20 protein-coding genes are annotated in these 20406 nt (G+C 58.7%); 17 read left to right on the top strand and 3 right to left on the bottom strand.

Annotated elements, in window-relative coordinates; translation table 11 throughout:
- The first annotated feature begins 1 nt into the window (after position 1).
- From dnaN to FHN83_RS11765, 10 genes are all read left to right on the top strand, one after another.
- Positions 2–1105 (top strand): DNA polymerase III subunit beta, encoded by a 1104-nt coding sequence (gene dnaN / locus FHN83_RS11720; RefSeq protein ID WP_103177630.1) that lies wholly within the window; start codon positions 2–4, stop codon positions 1103–1105.
- Positions 1105–2178 (top strand): DNA replication/repair protein RecF, encoded by a 1074-nt coding sequence (recF, locus tag FHN83_RS11725; RefSeq protein ID WP_139563887.1) that lies wholly within the window; start codon positions 1105–1107, stop codon positions 2176–2178. The genes dnaN and recF overlap by 1 nt, the downstream gene beginning before the upstream one ends.
- Positions 2179–2206: 28 nt before the next feature.
- On the top strand, positions 2207–4621 hold the full coding sequence (gene gyrB, locus FHN83_RS11730; RefSeq protein ID WP_039032238.1) for a DNA topoisomerase (ATP-hydrolyzing) subunit B: 2415 nt from the start codon (positions 2207–2209) through the stop codon (positions 4619–4621).
- Positions 4622–4839: 218 nt separating this feature from the next.
- A complete protein-coding gene (gene yidA / locus FHN83_RS11735; protein WP_138370938.1) occupies positions 4840–5652 on the top strand; it encodes a sugar-phosphatase in 813 nt (270 codons plus the stop codon).
- Positions 5653–5902: 250 nt separating this feature from the next.
- The gene (gene dgoR / locus FHN83_RS11740; protein ID WP_064324218.1) at positions 5903–6592 is read left to right on the top strand and encodes a D-galactonate utilization transcriptional regulator DgoR; all 690 of its coding nucleotides are present in this window, start codon (positions 5903–5905) and stop codon (positions 6590–6592) included.
- Positions 6589–7467, top strand: coding sequence for a 2-dehydro-3-deoxygalactonokinase (locus tag FHN83_RS11745; protein WP_139563888.1), 879 nt, complete (start codon positions 6589–6591; stop codon positions 7465–7467). Before dgoR ends, FHN83_RS11745 begins: the two co-directional genes overlap by 4 nt.
- Positions 7451–8068, top strand: a complete 618-nt coding sequence (locus FHN83_RS11750; protein ID WP_139563889.1) for a 2-dehydro-3-deoxy-6-phosphogalactonate aldolase — start codon at positions 7451–7453, stop codon at positions 8066–8068. Before FHN83_RS11745 ends, FHN83_RS11750 begins: the two co-directional genes overlap by 17 nt.
- Positions 8065–9213, top strand: a complete 1149-nt coding sequence (gene dgoD, locus FHN83_RS11755) for a galactonate dehydratase (RefSeq protein WP_138370936.1) — start codon at positions 8065–8067, stop codon at positions 9211–9213. Before FHN83_RS11750 ends, dgoD begins: the two co-directional genes overlap by 4 nt.
- Before the next feature lie 179 nt (positions 9214–9392).
- Complete coding sequence (locus FHN83_RS11760) at positions 9393–10730, top strand: MFS transporter (RefSeq protein ID WP_039032244.1); 1338 nt, start codon at positions 9393–9395, stop codon at positions 10728–10730.
- Between the two features lie 51 nt (positions 10731–10781).
- On the top strand, positions 10782–12008 hold the full coding sequence (locus FHN83_RS11765) for a DUF3748 domain-containing protein (RefSeq protein ID WP_176556490.1): 1227 nt from the start codon (positions 10782–10784) through the stop codon (positions 12006–12008).
- On the opposite strand, the gene FHN83_RS11770 is transcribed toward FHN83_RS11765, so the two are convergent.
- Positions 12009–12341: a YceK/YidQ family lipoprotein gene (locus FHN83_RS11770; protein WP_039032246.1), complete on the bottom strand. Its 333-nt coding sequence runs from the start codon at positions 12339–12341 to the stop codon at positions 12009–12011. It lies immediately after the preceding gene.
- Positions 12342–12649: 308 nt separating this feature from the next.
- Between FHN83_RS11770 and ibpA the strand changes: the two genes are divergently transcribed.
- The 6 genes from ibpA to FHN83_RS11800 all read left to right on the top strand — a co-directional run bounded on the left by ibpA (position 12650) and on the right by FHN83_RS11800 (position 16745).
- Positions 12650–13060: a small heat shock chaperone IbpA gene (gene ibpA / locus FHN83_RS11775; protein WP_039032247.1), complete on the top strand. Its 411-nt coding sequence runs from the start codon at positions 12650–12652 to the stop codon at positions 13058–13060.
- Between the two features lie 137 nt (positions 13061–13197).
- Entirely contained in the window at positions 13198–13626 is a 429-nt protein-coding gene (ibpB, locus tag FHN83_RS11780; RefSeq protein WP_039032248.1) for a small heat shock chaperone IbpB, read from the top strand.
- Between the two features lie 194 nt (positions 13627–13820).
- Positions 13821–15482 carry a putative transporter gene (locus tag FHN83_RS11785; RefSeq protein WP_039032249.1) on the top strand — a complete coding sequence of 554 codons (1662 nt, stop codon included), beginning with the start codon at positions 13821–13823 and terminating at the stop codon, positions 15480–15482.
- Positions 15483–15554: 72 nt separating this feature from the next.
- Complete coding sequence (locus FHN83_RS11790; RefSeq protein WP_039032250.1) at positions 15555–15902, top strand: YidH family protein; 348 nt, start codon at positions 15555–15557, stop codon at positions 15900–15902.
- The gene (locus FHN83_RS11795; protein ID WP_039032251.1) at positions 15892–16254 is read left to right on the top strand and encodes a DUF202 domain-containing protein; all 363 of its coding nucleotides are present in this window, start codon (positions 15892–15894) and stop codon (positions 16252–16254) included. The genes FHN83_RS11790 and FHN83_RS11795 overlap by 11 nt, the downstream gene beginning before the upstream one ends.
- A complete protein-coding gene (locus FHN83_RS11800) occupies positions 16251–16745 on the top strand; it encodes a radical SAM protein (RefSeq protein WP_039032252.1) in 495 nt (164 codons plus the stop codon). The genes FHN83_RS11795 and FHN83_RS11800 overlap by 4 nt, the downstream gene beginning before the upstream one ends.
- Position 16746: 1 nt before the next feature.
- Here the strand turns inward: FHN83_RS11800 and dsdA are convergent, their stop codons facing one another.
- Positions 16747–18048, bottom strand: a complete 1302-nt coding sequence (dsdA, locus tag FHN83_RS11805) for a D-serine ammonia-lyase (protein WP_139563891.1) — start codon at positions 18046–18048, stop codon at positions 16747–16749.
- Between the two features lie 211 nt (positions 18049–18259).
- Between dsdA and dsdC the strand changes: the two genes are divergently transcribed.
- Positions 18260–19186: a DNA-binding transcriptional regulator DsdC gene (gene dsdC, locus FHN83_RS11810; protein ID WP_139563892.1), complete on the top strand. Its 927-nt coding sequence runs from the start codon at positions 18260–18262 to the stop codon at positions 19184–19186.
- Here the strand turns inward: dsdC and emrD are convergent, their stop codons facing one another.
- Complete coding sequence (gene emrD / locus FHN83_RS11815; RefSeq protein WP_138370930.1) at positions 19187–20371, bottom strand: multidrug efflux MFS transporter EmrD; 1185 nt, start codon at positions 20369–20371, stop codon at positions 19187–19189.
- Positions 20372–20406 lie beyond the last annotated feature (35 nt).

Genomic DNA, 20406 nt, shown 5'->3' on the forward strand with positions numbered 1-20406 from the left:
TATGAAATTTACCGTTGAACGTGAACACTTATTAAAACCGCTGCAACAGGTGAGTGGCCCCTTAGGCGGCCGCCCGACGCTGCCAATCCTCGGTAACCTGCTGCTGCAGGTCGCAGACGGCACGCTGTCGCTGACCGGCACCGACCTCGAGATGGAGATGGTCGCACGCGTGACGCTTTCCCAGCCTCACGAAGCGGGCGCAACCACCGTTCCGGCGCGTAAGTTCTTTGATATCTGCCGTGGCCTGCCTGAAGGGGCAGAAATTGCCGTGCAGCTGGAAGGCGACCGCATGCTGGTGCGCTCCGGCCGCAGCCGTTTCTCGCTCTCCACGCTGCCTGCTGCTGATTTCCCGAACCTGGACGACTGGCAGAGTGAAGTCGAATTCACCCTGCCGCAGGCCACCATGAAACGCCTGATCGAAGCCACTCAGTTCTCCATGGCGCATCAGGACGTTCGTTACTACTTAAACGGCATGCTGTTCGAAACCGAAGGGGAAGAGCTGCGTACCGTGGCCACCGACGGCCACCGCCTGGCGGTCTGCTCCATGCCGGTTGGCGTGACGCTGCCGAACCATTCGGTGATCGTACCGCGTAAAGGCGTGATTGAGCTGATGCGTATGCTCGACGGCGGCGAAACCCCGCTGCGCGTGCAGATTGGCAGCAACAACATCCGCGCCCATGTCGGTGATTTCATCTTTACCTCTAAGCTGGTGGACGGTCGCTTCCCGGATTATCGCCGCGTATTGCCGAAGAACCCGGACAAAACGCTGGAAGCGGGCTGCGATATCCTCAAGCAGGCGTTTGCCCGTGCGGCGATCCTCTCCAACGAGAAGTTCCGCGGCGTGCGTCTGTACGTGAGCGAAAACCAGTTGAAAATCACGGCGAACAACCCGGAGCAGGAAGAGGCCGAAGAGATCCTCGATGTCACCTACGCGGCGGGCACCGAAATGGAAATCGGCTTTAACGTCAGTTACGTGCTGGATGTGCTGAACGCGCTGAAGTGCGAGAACGTACGTATTCTGCTGACCGACTCCGTGTCGAGCGTACAAATTGAAGATGCGGCCAGCCAAAGCGCGGCTTATGTTGTCATGCCAATGAGACTGTAATGTCGCTCACCCGCCTGTTGATCCGCGACTTTCGCAATATCGAAAGCGCGGATCTTGCTTTATCCCCCGGCTTTAATTTTCTGGTTGGCGCCAACGGCAGCGGCAAAACCAGCGTGCTGGAAGCCATCTATACGCTCGGCCATGGCCGGGCGTTTCGCAGTTTGCAGATTGGTCGCGTTATTCGCCACGAGCAGGAAGCGTTCGTGCTTCATGGTCGATTGCACGGCGAAGAGCACGAGACGGCCATCGGGCTGACCAAAGACAAGCATGGCGACAGCAAGGTGCGCATCGACGGCACCGACGGCCACAAAGTGGCGGAGCTGGCGCTGCTGATGCCGATGCAGCTAATCACTCCCGAGGGGTTTACTTTACTCAACGGCGGCCCCAAATACAGAAGAGCCTTCCTCGACTGGGGATGCTTCCATAACGAAGCTGGCTTCTTCACCGCCTGGAGCAACCTGAAACGGCTGCTGAAGCAGCGCAATGCCGCACTGCGCCAGGTGACCCGCTACGCCCAACTGCGGGCGTGGGACAAAGAACTTATCCCGCTGGCGGAGCAGATCAGCCGCTGGCGTGCGGAATACAGCGCCGGGATCGCGGAAGACATGGCGGATACCTGCCAGCAGTTTTTACCCGAGTTCTCCCTGAGCTTCTCCTTCCAGCGCGGCTGGGAGAAAGAGACGGATTATGCCGAGGTGCTGGAGCGAAGCTTCGAGCGCGATCGCATGCTGACCTACACCGCGCACGGCCCGCACAAGGCGGATTTCCGCATTCGTGCCGACGGTGCGCCGGTAGAGGACACCTTATCACGCGGGCAGCTCAAGCTCCTGATGTGCGCGCTGCGCCTGGCGCAGGGCGAGTACTTAACCCGTGAAAGCGGGCGACGCTGTCTGTATCTGATTGATGATTTTGCCTCGGAACTTGACGACGCGCGGCGCGGACTGCTTGCCAGCCGCTTAAAAGCCACACAGTCGCAGGTTTTCGTCAGCGCGATTAGCGCTGAACACGTAATGGACATGTCGGACGAAAATTCGAAGATGTTTAACGTGGAAAAGGGTAAAATAACGGATTAACCCAAGAATAAATGAGCGAGAAACGTTGATGTCGAATTCTTATGACTCCTCCAGTATCAAAGTCCTGAAAGGGCTGGATGCGGTGCGTAAGCGCCCGGGTATGTATATCGGCGACACGGATGACGGCACCGGTCTGCACCACATGGTATTTGAGGTGGTAGATAACGCTATCGACGAAGCGCTCGCGGGTCACTGTAAAGACATCGTGGTGACCATCCACGCCGACAACTCCGTCTCCGTTACCGATGATGGCCGTGGCATCCCGACCGGTATTCACCCGGAAGAGGGCGTCTCTGCGGCGGAAGTGATCATGACCGTCCTGCACGCAGGCGGTAAGTTCGATGATAACTCCTATAAAGTGTCCGGCGGCCTGCACGGCGTGGGCGTCTCTGTGGTTAACGCCCTGTCGCAGAAGCTGGAGCTGCTGATCCGCCGCGAAGGCAAAGTGCATCAGCAAACCTACGTCCACGGCGTACCTCAGGCTCCGCTGGCGGTTACCGGTGAAACTGACGTGACCGGGACTCAGGTCCGTTTCTGGCCAAGCCTCGAAACCTTCACCAACGTCACCGAGTTTGAATATGACATTCTGGCCAAGCGTCTGCGCGAGCTGTCATTCCTGAACTCCGGCGTCTCTATCCGCCTGCGCGACAAGCGCGACGGCAAAGAAGACCACTTCCATTACGAAGGTGGTATCAAGGCGTTCGTTGAGTACCTGAACAAGAACAAAACGCCCATTCACCCGAACATCTTCTATTTCTCCACCGAGAAAGACGGTATCGGCGTGGAAGTGGCGCTGCAGTGGAACGACGGTTTCCAGGAAAACATCTACTGCTTCACCAATAACATCCCGCAGCGCGACGGCGGTACGCACCTGGTGGGCTTCCGTACGGCGATGACCCGTACCCTGAACGCCTACATGGACAAAGAAGGCTACAGCAAAAAAGCGAAAGTCAGCGCCACCGGTGACGATGCCCGTGAAGGCCTGATCGCTGTGGTCTCGGTAAAAGTGCCGGATCCGAAGTTCTCCTCTCAGACCAAAGACAAGCTGGTCTCCTCAGAGGTGAAATCGGCGGTTGAGCAGCAGATGAACGAACTGCTGAGCGAATACCTGCTGGAAAACCCGTCCGACGCCAAAATCGTGGTTGGCAAAATTATCGATGCGGCGCGTGCCCGTGAAGCGGCGCGTAAAGCCCGTGAAATGACCCGTCGTAAAGGCGCGCTGGACTTAGCAGGCCTGCCGGGCAAACTGGCAGACTGCCAGGAACGCGACCCGGCGCTGTCCGAACTGTACCTCGTGGAAGGGGACTCCGCGGGCGGTTCTGCGAAGCAGGGCCGTAACCGTAAGAACCAGGCGATCCTGCCGCTGAAGGGTAAAATCCTCAACGTTGAGAAAGCGCGCTTCGACAAGATGCTCTCTTCTCAGGAAGTGGCGACGCTGATCACCGCTCTGGGCTGCGGCATTGGCCGTGACGAGTACAACCCGGACAAGCTGCGCTATCACAGCATCATCATCATGACCGATGCGGACGTCGACGGCTCGCACATTCGTACGCTGCTGTTGACCTTCTTCTACCGTCAGATGCCGGAAATCGTCGAGCGTGGCCACGTCTACATCGCCCAGCCGCCGCTGTACAAAGTGAAGAAAGGCAAGCAGGAGCAGTACATCAAAGACGACGAAGCGATGGATCAGTACCAGATCGCTATCGCCCTGGATGGCGCGACGCTGCACGCCAACTCAAGCGCCCCGGCGCTGGCGGGTGAACCGCTGGAGCGTCTGGTGTCTGAGTACAACGCGACCCAGAAGATGATTGGCCGCATGGAGCGTCGCTTCCCGCGCACGCTGCTGAAAGCGCTGGTCTATCAGCCGACGCTGTCCGAAGCCGATCTCGGTAACGAGCAGGCCGTGACCCGTTGGGTGAACACCCTGGTGACCGATCTGAACGAGAACGAGCAGCACGGCAGCCAGTGGAAGTTCGATATCAACGAGAACACCGAGCTGCAGCAGTTCGAGCCGGTGATCCGCGTGCGCACCCACGGTGTGGATACCGACTACCCGCTGGATCACGAGTTTGTGACCGGTGCGGAGTACCGTCGTATCTGTACGCTCGGCGAGAAGCTGCGCGGCCTGATCGAAGACGATGCCTTCATCGAGCGTGGCGAACGCCGTCAGCCGGTTGCCAGCTTCGAGCAGGCGCTGGAGTGGCTGGTGAAAGAGTCCCGTCGTGGCCTCTCCATTCAGCGTTATAAAGGTCTGGGCGAAATGAACCCGGATCAGCTGTGGGAAACCACCATGGATCCGGAAAGCCGCCGCATGCTGCGCGTGACCGTGAAAGACGCCATTGCTGCGGATCAGCTGTTCACCACCCTGATGGGCGATGCGGTTGAACCACGTCGTGCCTTCATTGAAGAGAACGCCCTGAAAGCGGCGAATATCGACATCTAAGTCGTTTGTTCCCCTCACCCTAACCCTCTCCCATAGGGGAGAGGGGACTGCCCGGTGCGGTCTTTGCTCTCTCGCCCCTATGGGGAGAGGGCCGGGGTGAAGGGAATAATGCTGCGCAAAAGAGGAATCCTCCTCTGAACCCCATCCCCCTTTTCTTTACTGTTTTTTGAGCGGAATCGCGTTAGCATGAGGAAAGACTCATTCCAACCGGGGATCCCATGGCTATCAAACTCATTGCAATCGATATGGACGGCACCCTGCTGCTGCCGGACCACACCATCTCTCCCGCCGTTAAAAGCGCGATTGCCGCAGCCCGTGCCAAGGGCGTGAACGTGGTGCTGTGCACCGGTCGTCCGTACGCAGGTGTTCATAACTACCTCAAAGAGCTGCACATGAATGAACCGGGTGATTACTGCATTACCTACAACGGCGCGCTGGTGCAGAAAGCGGCCGACGGTAGCACCGTGGCGCAAACGGCGCTGAGCTATGACGATTACCGCTATCTGGAACAACTCTCCCGCGAGGTGGGCTCACACTTCCACGCGCTTGATCGCAACACGCTCTACACCGCTAACCGCGACATCAGCTACTACACGGTGCATGAATCCTTCGTTGCCACCATCCCGCTGGTGTTCTGCGAAGCAGAGAAGATGGACCCGGCCACCCAGTTCCTGAAAGTGATGATGATTGATGAGCCAGAGATCCTCGACAAAGCTATCGCCCGTATCCCGGAAGAAGTCAAAGAGAAGTACACCGTGCTGAAAAGTGCGCCGTACTTCCTCGAAATCCTCGATAAACGCGTCAATAAAGGCACCGGCGTGAAGTCGCTGGCCGAAACGCTGGGGATCAAGCCGGAAGAGATCATGACCCTGGGCGATCAGGAAAACGACATTGCGATGCTGGAATATGCTGGCTTAGGTGTGGCGATGGAAAACGCAATCCCGTCGGTGAAAGAGGTGGCTAACTTCGTTACCAAATCTAACCTCGAGGACGGCGTGGCGTATGCCATTGAGAAGTTTGTTCTGAATTAAGACCCCGCAAAATGCGCGTCCCATAACCCGCACCCGTTGCGGGTTTTTTTATCCCCGCAGGAACCTTTCTTTAACATTCCTTTCACTGATTGTTCTTTTTGTGATCCAGATTGTAGTACAACACAATGTGATTGTACTACATTACAACCACGGCAATGACGAATGGCATCACGTTTGTACTGCAAAATTGAGGCGAAATTCAGCGGTCGCGGTAAAGTAGTGGTGGACCTACAGAGCACAAGGACTCTCCATGACTCTCAATAAAACCGATCGCATCGTCATCACGCTGGGCACCCAAATTGTGGGTGGCAAGTACGTTCCCGGGTCACCGCTGCCCGCAGAGGCCGAGCTGTGCGAAGAGTTTGAAACCTCGCGCAACATCATCCGGGAAGTGTTCCGCTCGCTGATGGCGAAGCGGCTGATTGAAATGAAGCGTTATCGCGGTGCCTTTGTCGCCCCGCGTAACCAGTGGAACTACCTCGATACCGACGTCCTGCAGTGGGTGCTGGAAAACGACTATGACCCGCGACTCATCGGGGCGATGAGTGAGGTACGAAACCTGGTAGAGCCCGCGATAGCCCGCTGGGCGGCAGAACGCGCCACCTCAGGCGACCTGGCGCAGATTGAGTCGGCCCTGAACGACATGATCGCCAACAACCAGGACCGGGATGCCTTTAACGAGGCGGATATCCGTTACCACGAAGCGGTGCTGCAGTCGGTGCATAACCCGGTGTTACAGCAGCTGAGCGTGGCGATCAGCTCGCTACAGCGAGCAGTATTTGAACGAACCTGGATGGGTGATGAGGCCAACATGCCGAAGACGCTCCAGGAACATAAAGCGCTGTTCGATGCGATACGCCATCAGGACAGCGATGCGGCAGAGCAGGCGGCGCTCACCATGATCGCCAGCTCGACACGAAGGTTGAAGGAAATCACATGACATCTCGCTACATCGCAATTGACTGGGGATCGACCAATCTGCGCGCCTGGCTGTACCAGGGCGAGCAGTGCCTGGAGAGCAGGCAATCAGAAGCAGGCGTCACGCGCCTGAACGGCAGATCCCCTGAAGCGGTGTTAGCAGAGGTGACACAAAACTGGCGCGACAGCGCCACGCCGGTGGTGATGGCGGGGATGGTTGGCAGCAACGTGGGCTGGAAGGTTGCTCCTTATCTGCCGGTTCCTGCCCATTTCTCTGCCATTGGCGAACAGTTAACGTCCGTTGGCGACAATATCTGGATCGTGCCAGGGCTGTGTGTCTCCCGCGACGATAACCACAACGTGATGCGCGGCGAAGAGACCCAGCTACTCGGCGCACGCACGCTCTCTCCTTCTTCTGTCTACGTCATGCCCGGTACACACTGCAAATGGGTGCAGGCCGATACTGAGCAGATCGTTGATTTTCGCACCGTGATGACCGGCGAACTGCACCATTTGCTGCTTAAGCACTCGCTGGTGGGTGCCGGTCTGCCGGAGCAGTCAGCCTCACCGGAAGCATTTGCCGCCGGGCTTGAGCGCGGGATCGCATCCCCTGCCGTTTTGCCGCAGCTTTTTGAGGTTCGCGCCTCGCACGTGCTGGGAAACCTTCCCCGCGAGCAGGTGAGCGAATTTTTATCGGGCCTGCTGATTGGCGCAGAAGTCGCCACCCTGAGCGAGCAGTTCGCCGGGCAGCAGGCCATCACCCTCGTCGCGGGTTCATCGCTGACCGCACGCTACCGCCAGGCGTTCCACGCCATCGGCCGGGACGTGCAGGCGGTGGAGGGCGACACGGCATTTCAGGCTGGTATAAGGAGCATCGCTCATGCAGTGGCAAACTAATCTTCCCCTTATCGCGATCCTGCGCGGCATCACCCCTGACGAGGCCTTAGCCCACGTTGGCGCGGTGATTGACGCCGGATTCGACGCGGTGGAAATCCCGCTCAACTCCCCGGAGTGGGAAAAAAGCATTCCGGCGGTTGTGGACGCGTATGGCGACAGAGCGCTGATCGGCGCGGGCACCGTGCTGAAACCGGAGCAGGTGGACCGCCTGGCGAAGATGGGCTGCAGGCTTATCGTCACGCCTAATATCAACCCTGAGGTGATCCGCCGCGCGGTGGGCTACGGCATGACCGTCTGCCCGGGATGCGCCACGGCGACAGAGGCCTTTACTGCCCTCGATGCGGGCGCGCAGTCGCTGAAAATTTTCCCGTCGTCGGCCTTTGGCCCGGATTACATCAAAGCGCTGAAAGCGGTGTTACCCGCCAGCGTACCAGTCTTTGCCGTGGGCGGCGTCACGCCAGAAAACCTGGCCCGGTGGATGAAAGCCGGCTGTGTGGGCGCGGGCCTTGGCAGCGATCTCTATCGCGCCGGGCAGTCCGTTGAACGTACCGCGCAGCAGGCGGCAGCATTTGTAAAAGCGTATCGAGAGGCAATGCAATGAAAATAACCAAACTCACCACCTACCGTTTACCGCCGCGTTGGATGTTCCTGAAAATCGAAACCGACGAAGGGGTGGTTGGCTGGGGCGAGCCGGTGATTGAGGGCCGCGCGCGCACCGTGGAAGCGGCGGTGCATGAGCTGGGCGAATACCTGATTGGTCAGGATCCGGCGCGCATTAACGACCTGTGGCAGGTGATGTACCGTGCGGGCTTCTACCGCGGCGGCCCGATCCTGATGAGCGCCATCGCCGGTATCGACCAGGCGCTGTGGGACATTAAAGGCAAAGTGCTGAATGCCCCGGTCTGGCAGCTGATGGGTGGCCTGGTACGCGACAAGATTAAAGCCTACAGCTGGGTGGGCGGTGACCGTCCGGCAGAGGTGATCGACGGTATCAACAAGCTGCGCGGCATCGGTTTCGACACCTTCAAGCTCAACGGCTGCGAAGAGATGGGCGTTATCGACAATTCGCGGGCGGTGGATCGGGCGGTGAATACCGTAGCGCAAATCCGCGAAGCCTTCGGCAATGAGATTGAGTTTGGACTCGATTTCCACGGTCGCGTCAGCGCGCCGATGGCGAAAGTGCTGATCAAAGAGCTGGAGCAGTATCGGCCGCTGTTTATCGAGGAGCCGGTGCTGGCCGAGCAGGCCGAGTACTATCCGAAACTGGCGGAACAGACCCATATTCCTATCGCAGCGGGTGAACGTATGTTCTCGCGCTTCGAGTTCAAACGCGTACTGGAAGCGGGCGGGATTGCCATCCTGCAGCCGGATCTCTCCCACGCGGGCGGCATCACCGAATGCTACAAAATTGCCGGGATGGCAGAAGCCTATGACGTGGCGCTGGCGCCGCACTGCCCGCTGGGCCCGATTGCGCTGGCAGCCTGTCTGCACGTGGACTTTGTCTCGCGCAACGCGGTGTTCCAGGAGCAGAGCATGGGCATTCACTACAACAAGGGCGCGGAGCTGCTCGACTTTGTGAAGAACAAAGAAGATTTCAACATGGAGGGCGGTTTCTTTAGACCGTTAACGAAGCCGGGCCTTGGCGTGGACATCGACGAAGCCAAAGTCATTGAGCTGAGTAAAAATGCGCCGGACTGGCGTAACCCTTTATGGCGTCATGAAGACGGCTCCGTAGCCGAGTGGTAATGCGCGTCATACTTCGCGCCGGTGGTGCGTTGGCTGCGTTTTCTTACCCCGGTCACATACTTTTGTATGCTCCCGGGGATGCGAAAACTTGCCGCCTTCCCCCGATACGAATTATTTAGCGCATTCCGGTTACGTTTTTAATTAAAAAAATCAAACACACCCTCTGTAAATTACAGGGCATGGTGAGCGGCTTCGCTATGCCCAAAATCTGGAGACAGATTGCGATGGATATTCCAGTTACAGCTACCAAAACCGGGCGTCGCCGTTACCTGACGCTGATTATGATCTTTATTACCGTGGTCATCTGCTATGTCGACCGTGCCAACCTCGCCGTGGCATCGGCCCATATTCAGGAAGAGTTCGGTATTACCAAAGCGGAGATGGGCTACGTCTTCTCGGCGTTTGCCTGGCTCTATACGCTGTGCCAGATCCCGGGCGGCTGGTTCCTCGACCGCGTCGGCTCGCGCCTGACCTACTTTATCGCCATTTTCGGCTGGTCCGTGGCGACCCTGTTCCAGGGGTTTGCTACCGGCTTAATGTCGCTGATTGGCCTGCGCGCCATCACCGGGATTTTTGAGGCACCGGCGTTCCCGACCAATAACCGCATGGTGACCAGCTGGTTCCCGGAACATGAGCGCGCCTCTGCCGTCGGGTTCTATACCTCCGGCCAGTTTGTGGGCCTCGCGTTCCTGACCCCGCTGCTGATCTGGATCCAGGAGCTGCTGAGCTGGCACTGGGTGTTTATCGTCACCGGTGGGATCGGCATCATCTGGTCGTTTATCTGGATTAAGGTCTATCAGCCGCCCCGTCTGACCAAAAGCATCAGCAAAGCCGAGCTGGATTACATCCGCGACGGCGGCGGCCTGGTAGATGGCGATGCGCCGGTGAAAAAAGAGGCGCGTCAGCCGCTGACCAAAGCTGACTGGAAGCTGGTGTTCCACCGTAAGCTGGTGGGCGTGTACCTGGGCCAGTTCGCCGTGACCTCCACGCTGTGGTTCTTCCTCACCTGGTTCCCGAACTATCTGACCCAGGAGAAAGGCATCACCGCGCTGAAGGCGGGCTTCATGACCACCGTGCCGTTCCTGGCGGCCTTCTTTGGCGTGCTGCTCTCCGGCTGGCTGGCGGACAAGCTGGTGAAAAAAGGTTACTCCCTCGGCGTGGCGCGTAAAACGCCGATCATCTGCGGGCTGCTGATCTCCACCTGCATCATGGGCGCAAACTACACCAACGATCCGGTGTGGATTATGACCCTGATGGCGGTCGCCTTCTTTGGTAATGGCTTTGCCTCTATTACCTGGTCGCTGGTGTCGTCCCTGGCGCCGATGCGTCTGATCGGCCTGACCGGTGGCGTGTTTAACTTCGTTGGCGGCCTGGGCGGGATCACCGTTCCGCTGGTGATTGGCTATCTGGCGCAGGACTATGGTTTCGGTCCGGCGCTGGTCTATATCTCTGCGGTAGCCCTGATCGGCGCGCTCTCCTACATCCTGCTGGTGGGCGACGTGAAACGGGTAGGCTAATCCCCGGCAATGCTATACCCTGATGCGACATCCGCGCATCAGGGTATCCTCATGAAACAAATCACTTTCGCACCCCGCAACCATCAGCTCACCAACACCCGCACCTGGAGTGCAGACAGCCAGTGGCTGGCCTTTGACGTCCGTCCTTCCGGGGCGTCATTTACCGGCGAAACCATTGAGCGGGTTAATGTTAAAACCGGCGAAGTCGAGGTGATTTATCGCGCCAGCAACGGCGCCCATGTGGGGGTTGTCACTGTCCATCCAACGGACAATAAGTATGTTTTCATCCACGGCCCCCAGCATCCGGATGCCCACTGGCAGTACGATTTTCACCACCGCCAGGGGGTGATTGCAGCGCACGGGCAGGTGAGCAATCTCGATGCGATGGATATCACCGCGCCCTTTACCCCCGGCGCGCTGCGCGGCGGCAGCCATGTCCATGTGTACAGCCCGGACGGGCAGTTCGTCAGCTTTACCTATAACGACCATGTGCTGCATGAGCGCGATCCGAAGCTGGATTTACGCAACGTGGGGGTGGCCGCGCCTTTTGGTCCGGTGACGCCTGCGGGCCACCATCCGCGAGAATATGCCGGAACGCACTGGAGCGTGCTGGTCAGCAGCACCACGCCTGTGCCGCAGCCGGGCAGCGATGAGATAAACCGCGCCTATGAGGAAGGCTGGGTGGGTAACAGCCGTCTGGCCTTTATCGGCGATACCCTTTCCACCAGCGGCGACAAAGTGCCAGAGCTGTTTATCGTCGATCTGCCAAAAGACGAACAGGGCTGGAAACAGGCGGGCGAGACACCGCTTCAGGGCACAGCGGATCGTATGCCCGCTCCCCCTGCCGGGGTGATGCAGCGCCGGTTAACCTTTACCCACGACAGCCGCTATCCGGGGCTGGTGAACGTGCCGCGCCACTGGGTGCGCAGCAATACGCAGGCGACGCAAATCGCGTTTCTGATGCGGGATGATAACGGCGTGGTGCAGCTGTGGCTGATTGCGCCAGAAGGGGGAGAGCCCCGTCAGCTCACCCATAACGCAAGTGATATCCAGTCGGCCTTTAACTGGCATCCGGCGGGTCATTCGCTGGGGTTTGTGCTGGAAGATCGCATTGCGACCTGTGATGCGGCGTCCGGCGCGGTGACGTTTTTGACGTCCGATCACGGCAATCCGCCGTCGGGCGATGCGGTGGTTTACTCCCCGGACGGGCACACCATTGCCTGGATGGAAGAGACAGACGGTTTCCGGCAGCTGTGGGTAACAGAGACCGGACGCTAATCAGCGCGCGGGCATTCCGGCGGGCGGGATCACGGCGTTGGTCGCCAGCGTCTCCTGCTCGCTCTGCTCCACGCGGGAACGAACGGAACTATCGGTACGGAAGAAGTCCCACGGCAGCAGCAGGGTATCAACAACCGCCGTAAACGGCATATCCAGCACTACCAGGGATTTGGTGCCCCAGTTGGTGTCGTCATCGGCCAGCATGTTCGCGCTGGCTCGGGTCCCGGGATAGGTTCCTTCTTTACCGCCGGTGTGAGACATCACGCTCGAACACCCGCAAAGTAAAACCACCGTACTGAACGTCGTCAGCTTTATCAGAACATTTTTCATCATTAGTCAGTCATCATTAATGGCAGTAAGACCTGCAACCCGGTTTATAACGGGCCATTCTTAAAATGAATAGTTGAAAAGTACCGCTCTGTGGCACCTATCGCAATTTAACCTTACGTGCTGTGGACTCAGTCTATTCCAGTACCCGCAAAGTGCAAAAAAATCTCGCATCGGCACGCTTGAAAAGGCCACAAGCGGACCCATTTTAAGAGTGTATCGATGAACAAGCGTGCCTGAGGGGCGTTTGTGATACCCCAGCCTGTCCACGGTGGAAGGCGACAATTCTTGCTGATTTCAGGAGTTTTAACTGTATGCGTAACTTTGATCTTTCTCCGCTTTATCGTTCAGCCATTGGTTTCGACCGTCTGTTCAGTCATTTAGAAAACAACCAAAGCCAGAGCAATGGCTACCCTCCATACAATGTTGAGCTGGTTGATGAAAACCACTACCGCATTGCGATTGCCGTGGCCGGTTTCGCGGAAAGCGAACTGGAGATCACCGCCCAGGACAACCTGCTGGTGGTGAAAGGCGCGCATGCGGGCGAGCAGAAAGAACGTACCTACCTGTATCAGGGCATCGCGGAACGTAACTTTGAACGTAAGTTCCAGTTAGCTGAGAACATTCACGTTCACGGCGCGAACCTGGTTAACGGCCTGCTGTATATCGATCTGGAACGTGTGATTCCGGAAGCGAAAAAACCGCGCCGTATCGAAATTAATTAATTATCCGGGTCGCCGCTGCGGCCCAAACAGGAATGCTTGCCGATATCGGGAGCATATGTGAATCCATTCGGATTTGCAGGAACAACTGCGTACAAAAATAAATTGTACGGAACTCGCTTCTCAGAAGGAGATTTAGTATGCGTAATTACGATTTATCCCCGCTGCTGCGTCAGTGGATCGGTTTTGACAAACTGGCCTCCGCGCTGCAAAGCACCACCGAAAGCCAGACCTTCCCGCCGTATAACATTGAAAAGAGCGACGATAACCACTATCGCATTACGCTCGCGGTGGCCGGCTTCAGCCAGCAAAACCTCGATATTCAGCTGGAAGGCACGCGCCTGACGGTGAAAGGCACTCCGGAAAAACCGGAAACCGAAACCAAATGGCTGCACCAGGGGCTGGTGACCCAGCCGTTTAGCCTGAGCTTTACCCTTGCTGAACATATGGAAGTGACGGGCGCCACCTTCACCAACGGGCTGCTGCATATCGATATCACCCGTAACGTGCCGGATGAGGTTGCTCCGCAGCGGATCGCCATCAGCGAACGCCCGGCGTTGAACAGTTAATTTGGGTTTGTGCGGCCTGATGCCCTCACCCCAACCCTCTCCCACAGGGAGAGGGCGCAAACACCAAAAACGGCCACCTTCGGGTGGCCGTTTTGCTTTTACCTCGGGCTTTTTTGTGCGCCATCGCCCATACAACCCGCCTGTGCTCTGCGAGAATCCCTGCTAATAATAATGTTATTCACAGGGATGCCGTCATGAGTGATATAGCGTTAACTGTCAGTATTCTGGCGTTGGTTGCGGTGGTCGGGCTGTGGATAGGCAATGTCAAAATCCGGGGCGTCGGCTTTGGCATTGGCGGCGTGCTGTTTGGCGGAATTTTTGTCGGCCACTTTGCCGACCAGTTGGGCATCACGCTCAGCGCGGAAATGCTGCACTTCATTCAGGAATTTGGCCTGATCCTCTTCGTTTACACCATCGGCATTCAGGTCGGGCCCGGCTTTTTCGCCTCGCTTCGCGTCTCCGGCCTGCGCCTGAACCTTTTCGCGATGGGCATTGTGGTGATGGGCGGGCTGGTCACCGCCCTGCTGCACAAACTCTTCGCCATCCCGCTCCCGGTGGTGCTTGGCATCTTCTCCGGGGCGGTAACCAACACGCCCGCGCTGGGTGCCGGGCAGCAAATCCTGCGCGATCTGGGCATCGCGCCCGACATTGTGGATCAGATGGGCATGAGCTACGCCATGGCCTACCCGTTCGGCATCTGCGGCATCCTGCTCACCATGTGGCTGATGCGCATCTTCTTTCGCGTGGACGTCGAGCAGGAAGCCCGGGAACACGAATCTACTCTCACCCAGGGACAGGCGCTGATTAAGACCATCAACATCCGCGTTGAAAACCCCAATCTGAACAACATGCCGATCCAGGATGTGCCGATCCTCAACAGCGCCAACATTATCTGCTCGCGGCTGAAGCGGGAGGAGACGCTGATGGTGCCCCTGCCCGGCACGGTGATCCAGACGGGAGACCTGCTGCACCTGGTGGGGCAGCCGGCAGACCTGCACAATGCACAGCTGGTAATTGGTCAGGAGGTCGATACCTCGCTTTCCACCCGCGGCACCGATATGCGCGTCGAGCGCGTAGTGGTCACCAATGAGAAGGTTTTAGGCAAGAAAATCCGCGAACTGCAGGTAAAAGAGCGTTATGACGTGGTGATCTCCCGCCTGAACCGCGCCGGGATCGAGCTGGTGGCAAGCCCGGATGCCAGCCTGCAGTTTGGCGACATTCTCAACCTCGTCGGACGCCCGGCCTCCATCGACGCCGTCGCCAATATGGTGGGCAACGCGCAACAAAAACTGCAGCAGGTGCAGATGCTGCCGGTGTTTATCGGCATCGGGCTCGGCGTCCTGCTCGGCTCCATCCCGCTCTACGTGCCCGGATTCCCGGTGGCGCTCAAGCTGGGGCTGGCTGGCGGACCGCTGATTATGGCGCTGATCCTCGGACGTATCGGCTGCGTGGGTAAGCTCTACTGGTTTATGCCCCCGAGCGCTAACCTTGCCCTGCGCGAGCTGGGGATTGTGCTGTTTCTGGCGGTGGTGGGGCTCAAATCGGGCGGCGATTTTGTCGAGACGCTGGCCCGCGGCGACGGGGTGAGCTGGATTGGCTACGGTATCCTCATTACCGCCGTCCCGCTGATCACCATGGGGCTTCTGGCGCGGCTGCTCGCGAAGATGAACTACCTGACCCTGTGCGGCATGCTGGCCGGTTCGATGACCGATCCCCCGGCGCTGGCCTTCGCCAACAACCTGCATGCCACCAGCGGCGCGGCGGCGCTCTCCTACGCCACGGTCTATCCGCTGGTGATGTTTATGCGCATTATCACCCCGCAACTGCTGGCGGTGCTGTTCTGGGGGATGGGTTAGGGCAGGCATTACGCGCCTGGATGCGTTAACATTGCCGGAGTTTTGTACGATGTTAGCCAGACAGGAGTAGTCATGAAAATTTCCCGCCTCGGCGAAGCGCCGGATTATCGCTTCTCGCTGGCAAACGAGCGTACCTTCCTGGCGTGGATCCGCACCGCGCTGGGTTTCCTGGCGGCCGGCGTGGGTCTTGACCAACTGGCCCCCGATTTCGCAACGCCTGTGATCCGCCAGCTGCTGGCGCTGCTGCTGTGTCTCTTTTCCGGTGGGCTGGCAATTTACGGCTACCTGCGCTGGCTGCGTAACGAAAAGGCGATGCGCCTGAAGGAAGATCTGCCCTATACCCGCAGCCTGCTGATTATCAGCCTGATCCTGATGGTGGTCGCGGGGGTTGCGATGGGCCTGGTGCTGTATGGCGGATAGCCGTAAAGCCCGCCGTCTGGCCGATCCGGGGCTACAGCCGGAACGCACTTCGCTGGCCTGGCTGCGCACGTTGCTGGGCTACGGTGCGCTGATGGTGCTGGCGGTCAGGCATAACTGGCAGCAGGCGGGCCCGCTGTTCTGGGTGGCGCTGGGCGTACTGGCGACGGTGGCGCTACTGCTCTGGCATTACACCCGCAGCCGCGCAAAGATGGACGTCTCGCTGTACGATTTTTCAGCATCCCGACCCGTACGTATTAAATTTATGATCTCCCTCGCAGTGTTATCCCTCGCATTACTGTTTGCTGCCAGTCATGTTCACCATCTCATTATCTTTATCAGGGATATTGCATGATCGGATGTCAGGCCAGAGTGCTCGTCACGGTTATTAACCGCCATAACTGTCATCAGCCGGAGCAGATGTACCGCTATCTGCGCGATCTGGGCACGCCGTACCTGCATTTTATTCCGTTACAGGCGGGCGATAACCCGGAATCGATCACCGATCGGCAGTGGGGCGATTTTCTCACAGGCGTGTTTGATGTCTGGGTGCGGGAAGATATTGGCCGCGTCTTTGTGCAACCCTTTGATTCGACGCTGGGAATATGGCGAGGCCAGCCACCACAGCCGGATGATTTCTCCCCGCCTGACGAATGCCGGGCCTGCCCGGTGCGGTATCTGTGCTGCGGCGACGGCTCAACGGCTGAAGAAGGCAAAAGCGCGCTCTGTGCGGGGTATCAGGCATTTTTCCGCCACTCAGCCCCGCATATGCGGGTGATGCGCGATCTGCTTAGCCATCACCGCTCGCCCATGGAACTCATGGCCCTGTTACGCCAGAGCCAGTAAGTTACCGCCCCTTCGCCAGATACGTCGCCATCTCCTCTTCCGGCACCATGCCGCCGCCGGTCGCCCATACGAGGTGGGTGGCATTATCCAGCGCATAGTGTCCGGATGCGGCGAGGCGTACCTGCCCGGCCATGCCCGCCAGCGCGGATGGTTCAAGACGGATATTCTCCTCCTGCGCCAGCCAGCCCAGCATGTCGTACATGCTCCGATCCGAGAGGGTGTAGAACCCGTCGAGCAGGCGCTCCATGGCGCGGCCGACAAAACCGGATGCGCGGCCTACCGCCAGACCATCCGCTGCCGTCACGTTATCAATGCCGAGATCCTGCACCGCAATCTGGTCATGCAGCCCGGTATAGACCCCCAGCAGCATGCACGGCGAGTGGGTCGGTTCGGCAAAGAAGCAGTGAACGTGGTCGCCAAAGGCCAGCTTCAACCCAAACGCCACCCCGCCAGGGCCGCCGCCCACGCCGCACGGCAGATAGACAAACAGGGGATGATCCGCATCCACCACGCGGCCCTGCGCTGAAAACTGCGCTTTCAGTCGCGCGCCTGCCACGGCATAGCCTAAAAACAGGGTGCGGGAGTTTTCGTCGTCAATGAAAAAGCAGTTGGCATCGCTCTCTGCCGCTTTGCGTCCTTGCTCCACCGCCACGCCGTAATCTTGCTCATATTCCACCACCGTCACGCCGTGGCTGCGCAGTTTGGCCTTTTTCCATTCACGGGCGTCGGCGGACATATGCACCGTCACCTTAAAGCCGAGGCGGGCGCTCATAATGCCGATGGACATCCCCAGGTTACCGGTCGAGCCTACGGCGATGCTGTACTGGCTGAAGAAGTCTTTAAAGCGCGGCTCCAGCAGAATGCTGTAATCGTCGTCGACGCTGAGCAACCCGGCGGCCAGGGCCAGTTTCTCCGCGTGGGTCAGCACTTCATAAATCCCACCGCGAGCTTTAATGGAGCCGGAGATCGGCAGATGGCTGTCTTTTTTCAGCAGCAGCGTGCCGGGAAGGGGGGTATCGAACTCCGCTTCCAGCCGTTTATGCATTGCCGGGATAGCCACCAGCTCAGACTCAATAATCCCCTGAGTGGCCGCCGTTTCCGGGAACGCCTTCGCCAGATACGGCGCAAAGCGCGCCAGGCGCGCGTGGGCATCATCCACATCGGCCTGGGTCAGGCCGACATGCGGCAGCCCTTCGGCCAGGGTAGTGGCTTTCGGGTTAAGCCAGGTGGTCTCTTTCAGGGCGATCAGATCCTCAACCAGAGGATACTGTGCGATTAAGGTGGTGATGTTTGCGTTTTCCATACGAGATCTCTTCGCGCCAGAAAATGAAAGCAGGATCGTGCAGCCAATGGCACCGGGATGACAAACGATATTAATGGCGGTTCACATGAGCCAGATTGAATCAAAAGAATAACACTGCGATAAAAAATGTATTTTTATCGTCGCTGGGTCACATTTTTTCACCCTGAACCGCTATTCTGGGCGCGATAAAGAGAGGAAGGAGGGCGGCGTGATGAACGAGGGGAGAGAGGCGAAGAATCGCTTACTGAACGGCTGGCAGCTGTCGAAGATGCATACCTTTGAGGTGGCGGCACGCCATGAGTCGTTCGCGCTGGCGGCGGAAGAGCTTTCCCTCAGCCCGAGCGCGGTAAGCCACCGAATCAACCTGCTGGAAGAGGAGTTGGGGATTGCGTTGTTTATTCGCTCGCACCGCAAAGTGGAGCTGACCCAGGAGGGAAAACGCATTTACTGGACCCTGAAATCGTCGCTGGATACGCTGAATCAGGAGATCCTCGACATCAGGAACCAGGCCCTGTCCGGCAGCCTGACCGTCTACTCACGTCCGTCACTCGCCCAGTGGTGGCTGGTGCCCATGCTGGGAGACTTCACCCGCAGCTATCCGTCGATCTCTCTCACGCTGTTGACCGGCAATGATTACGTCAATATGCAGCGAACCGGCGTCGACCTGGCGATTTATTTCGACGATATGCCGCCAAACCAGCTCTCCCATCACTTTTTGATGGACGAGGAAATCCTGCCGGTCTGCTCACCGGAGTATGCCCGGGAGCGTCAGCTGCCCGCCAGCCTGGATAATCTACGTCACTGCACTCTGCTGCATGACCGACAGGCATGGAGCAACGATTCCGGTACGGACGAGTGGTGTAGCTGGGCGCGTCATTATGCGGTGAATTTGCCGCCATCATCGGGGATGGGTTTCGATCGTTCCGATTTGGCGGTAAATGCGGCGATAAATCATGTCGGGGTGGCGATGGGGCGCAAGCGGCTGGTGCAAAAGCTTCTTGAGCGCGGGGAACTGATTGCGCCCTTTGGCGAGAAGACGCTGAAATGCCACCAGCACTATTACGTCTCCACGCTCCCCGGGCGCCAGTGGCCAAAGATTGATGCCTTTATCCACTGGCTCAAGGAAAAAGCTGGCTGATCACACCGCCTGCTCGTGGTGCGAGGCGCGGGAGGCCAGCGGCAGCCAGCAGAGCACAATCAGCAGGCCCATAAGCAACATTAGCAGCCCGAGGCTCGCCTGGCCGTTTTGCGGCATCATCGCCGAGAGCCAGGCCAGCGCGCCGGAGCCGATATTCTGCAAACCCCCCACCAGCGCCCCGGCGGTGCCGGCGAGGTACGGGAACGGCTCCATCGCGCCGCTGGTCGCCAGCGGGAACAGCATCCCCGCGCCAAAGAAGAACAGCGCGGCCGGGATCAGCAGGGTCCAGACGTTCATTACCCCGAACAGCCCCGGGATCCACATCATCAGCCCCGCCAGCAGGCAGCTCAGCACCGACTGCCACATCAGGGTGGAGAACCTTTTGTTGGCGCGACCGGCAAACCAGGCGCCGAAAAACGCCGCCGGGATCGGCAGGATAAACAGAATGCTCACCACCATACTGCTGAGACCGAGCCCGGCACCCAGCAACACGCCCGAACTGGCTTCGAATACCGCGATACCCGCCAGGCCCCCCACCAGCATCAGCACGTAGCAGTTAAACGCCCCGTTGCCGAAGAGGATTTTGTAGCTGGTGAGAAGCTTTGTGCGCGGCGCTTCGGCGGGCCGGGTTTCCGGCATCCAGCGCGCCATGCTGAAGGTGACGATGACGCACAGCACCAGCAGAAAACCATAGCAGGCGCGCCAGGACCAGGCGGTATCCAGCAGGCCGCCAATCAGCGGGGCCAGCAGCGGGCTGACCAGAATGCCCATGTTCAGCAGGCTGTTGGCATGACGCAGCTGGCTGCCTTCATAGAGATCGCGCGGCAGGGTGCGCGCCATCACGCCGCCGACGCCGGTGCCAACGCCCTGCAGCGCGCTGGCGGCAATCAGCACGCTCAGGCTGTGGGTGGTCATGGCGATGACCGTAGCTACCATAAAAATGGTCATCCCGACCAGGATCACCGGACGGCGGCCGACGCGATCCGAGAGCGGGCCGTAAAAGAGCTGCGACACGCCATAGGTCAGCAGATAGGCGCCCATCACGCTCTGGACCGCCCCTTCACGCACCTGGAGTTCCTTCGCCATGTCCGCAATGGCCGGGATATAGATGGTTTGCGCCATCTGACCGACGGCCACCAGCAAGATCAACATCAAGAGTAAATTAACGTTCCGCTGCCTTTTCATGTCGCTGAATACTTTTGCCAAAAGTGAGAAATAAA

The sequence above is a fragment of the Leclercia adecarboxylata genome, from assembly GCF_006171285.1.
GTDB lineage: Bacteria > Pseudomonadota > Gammaproteobacteria > Enterobacterales > Enterobacteriaceae > Enterobacter > Enterobacter barmai.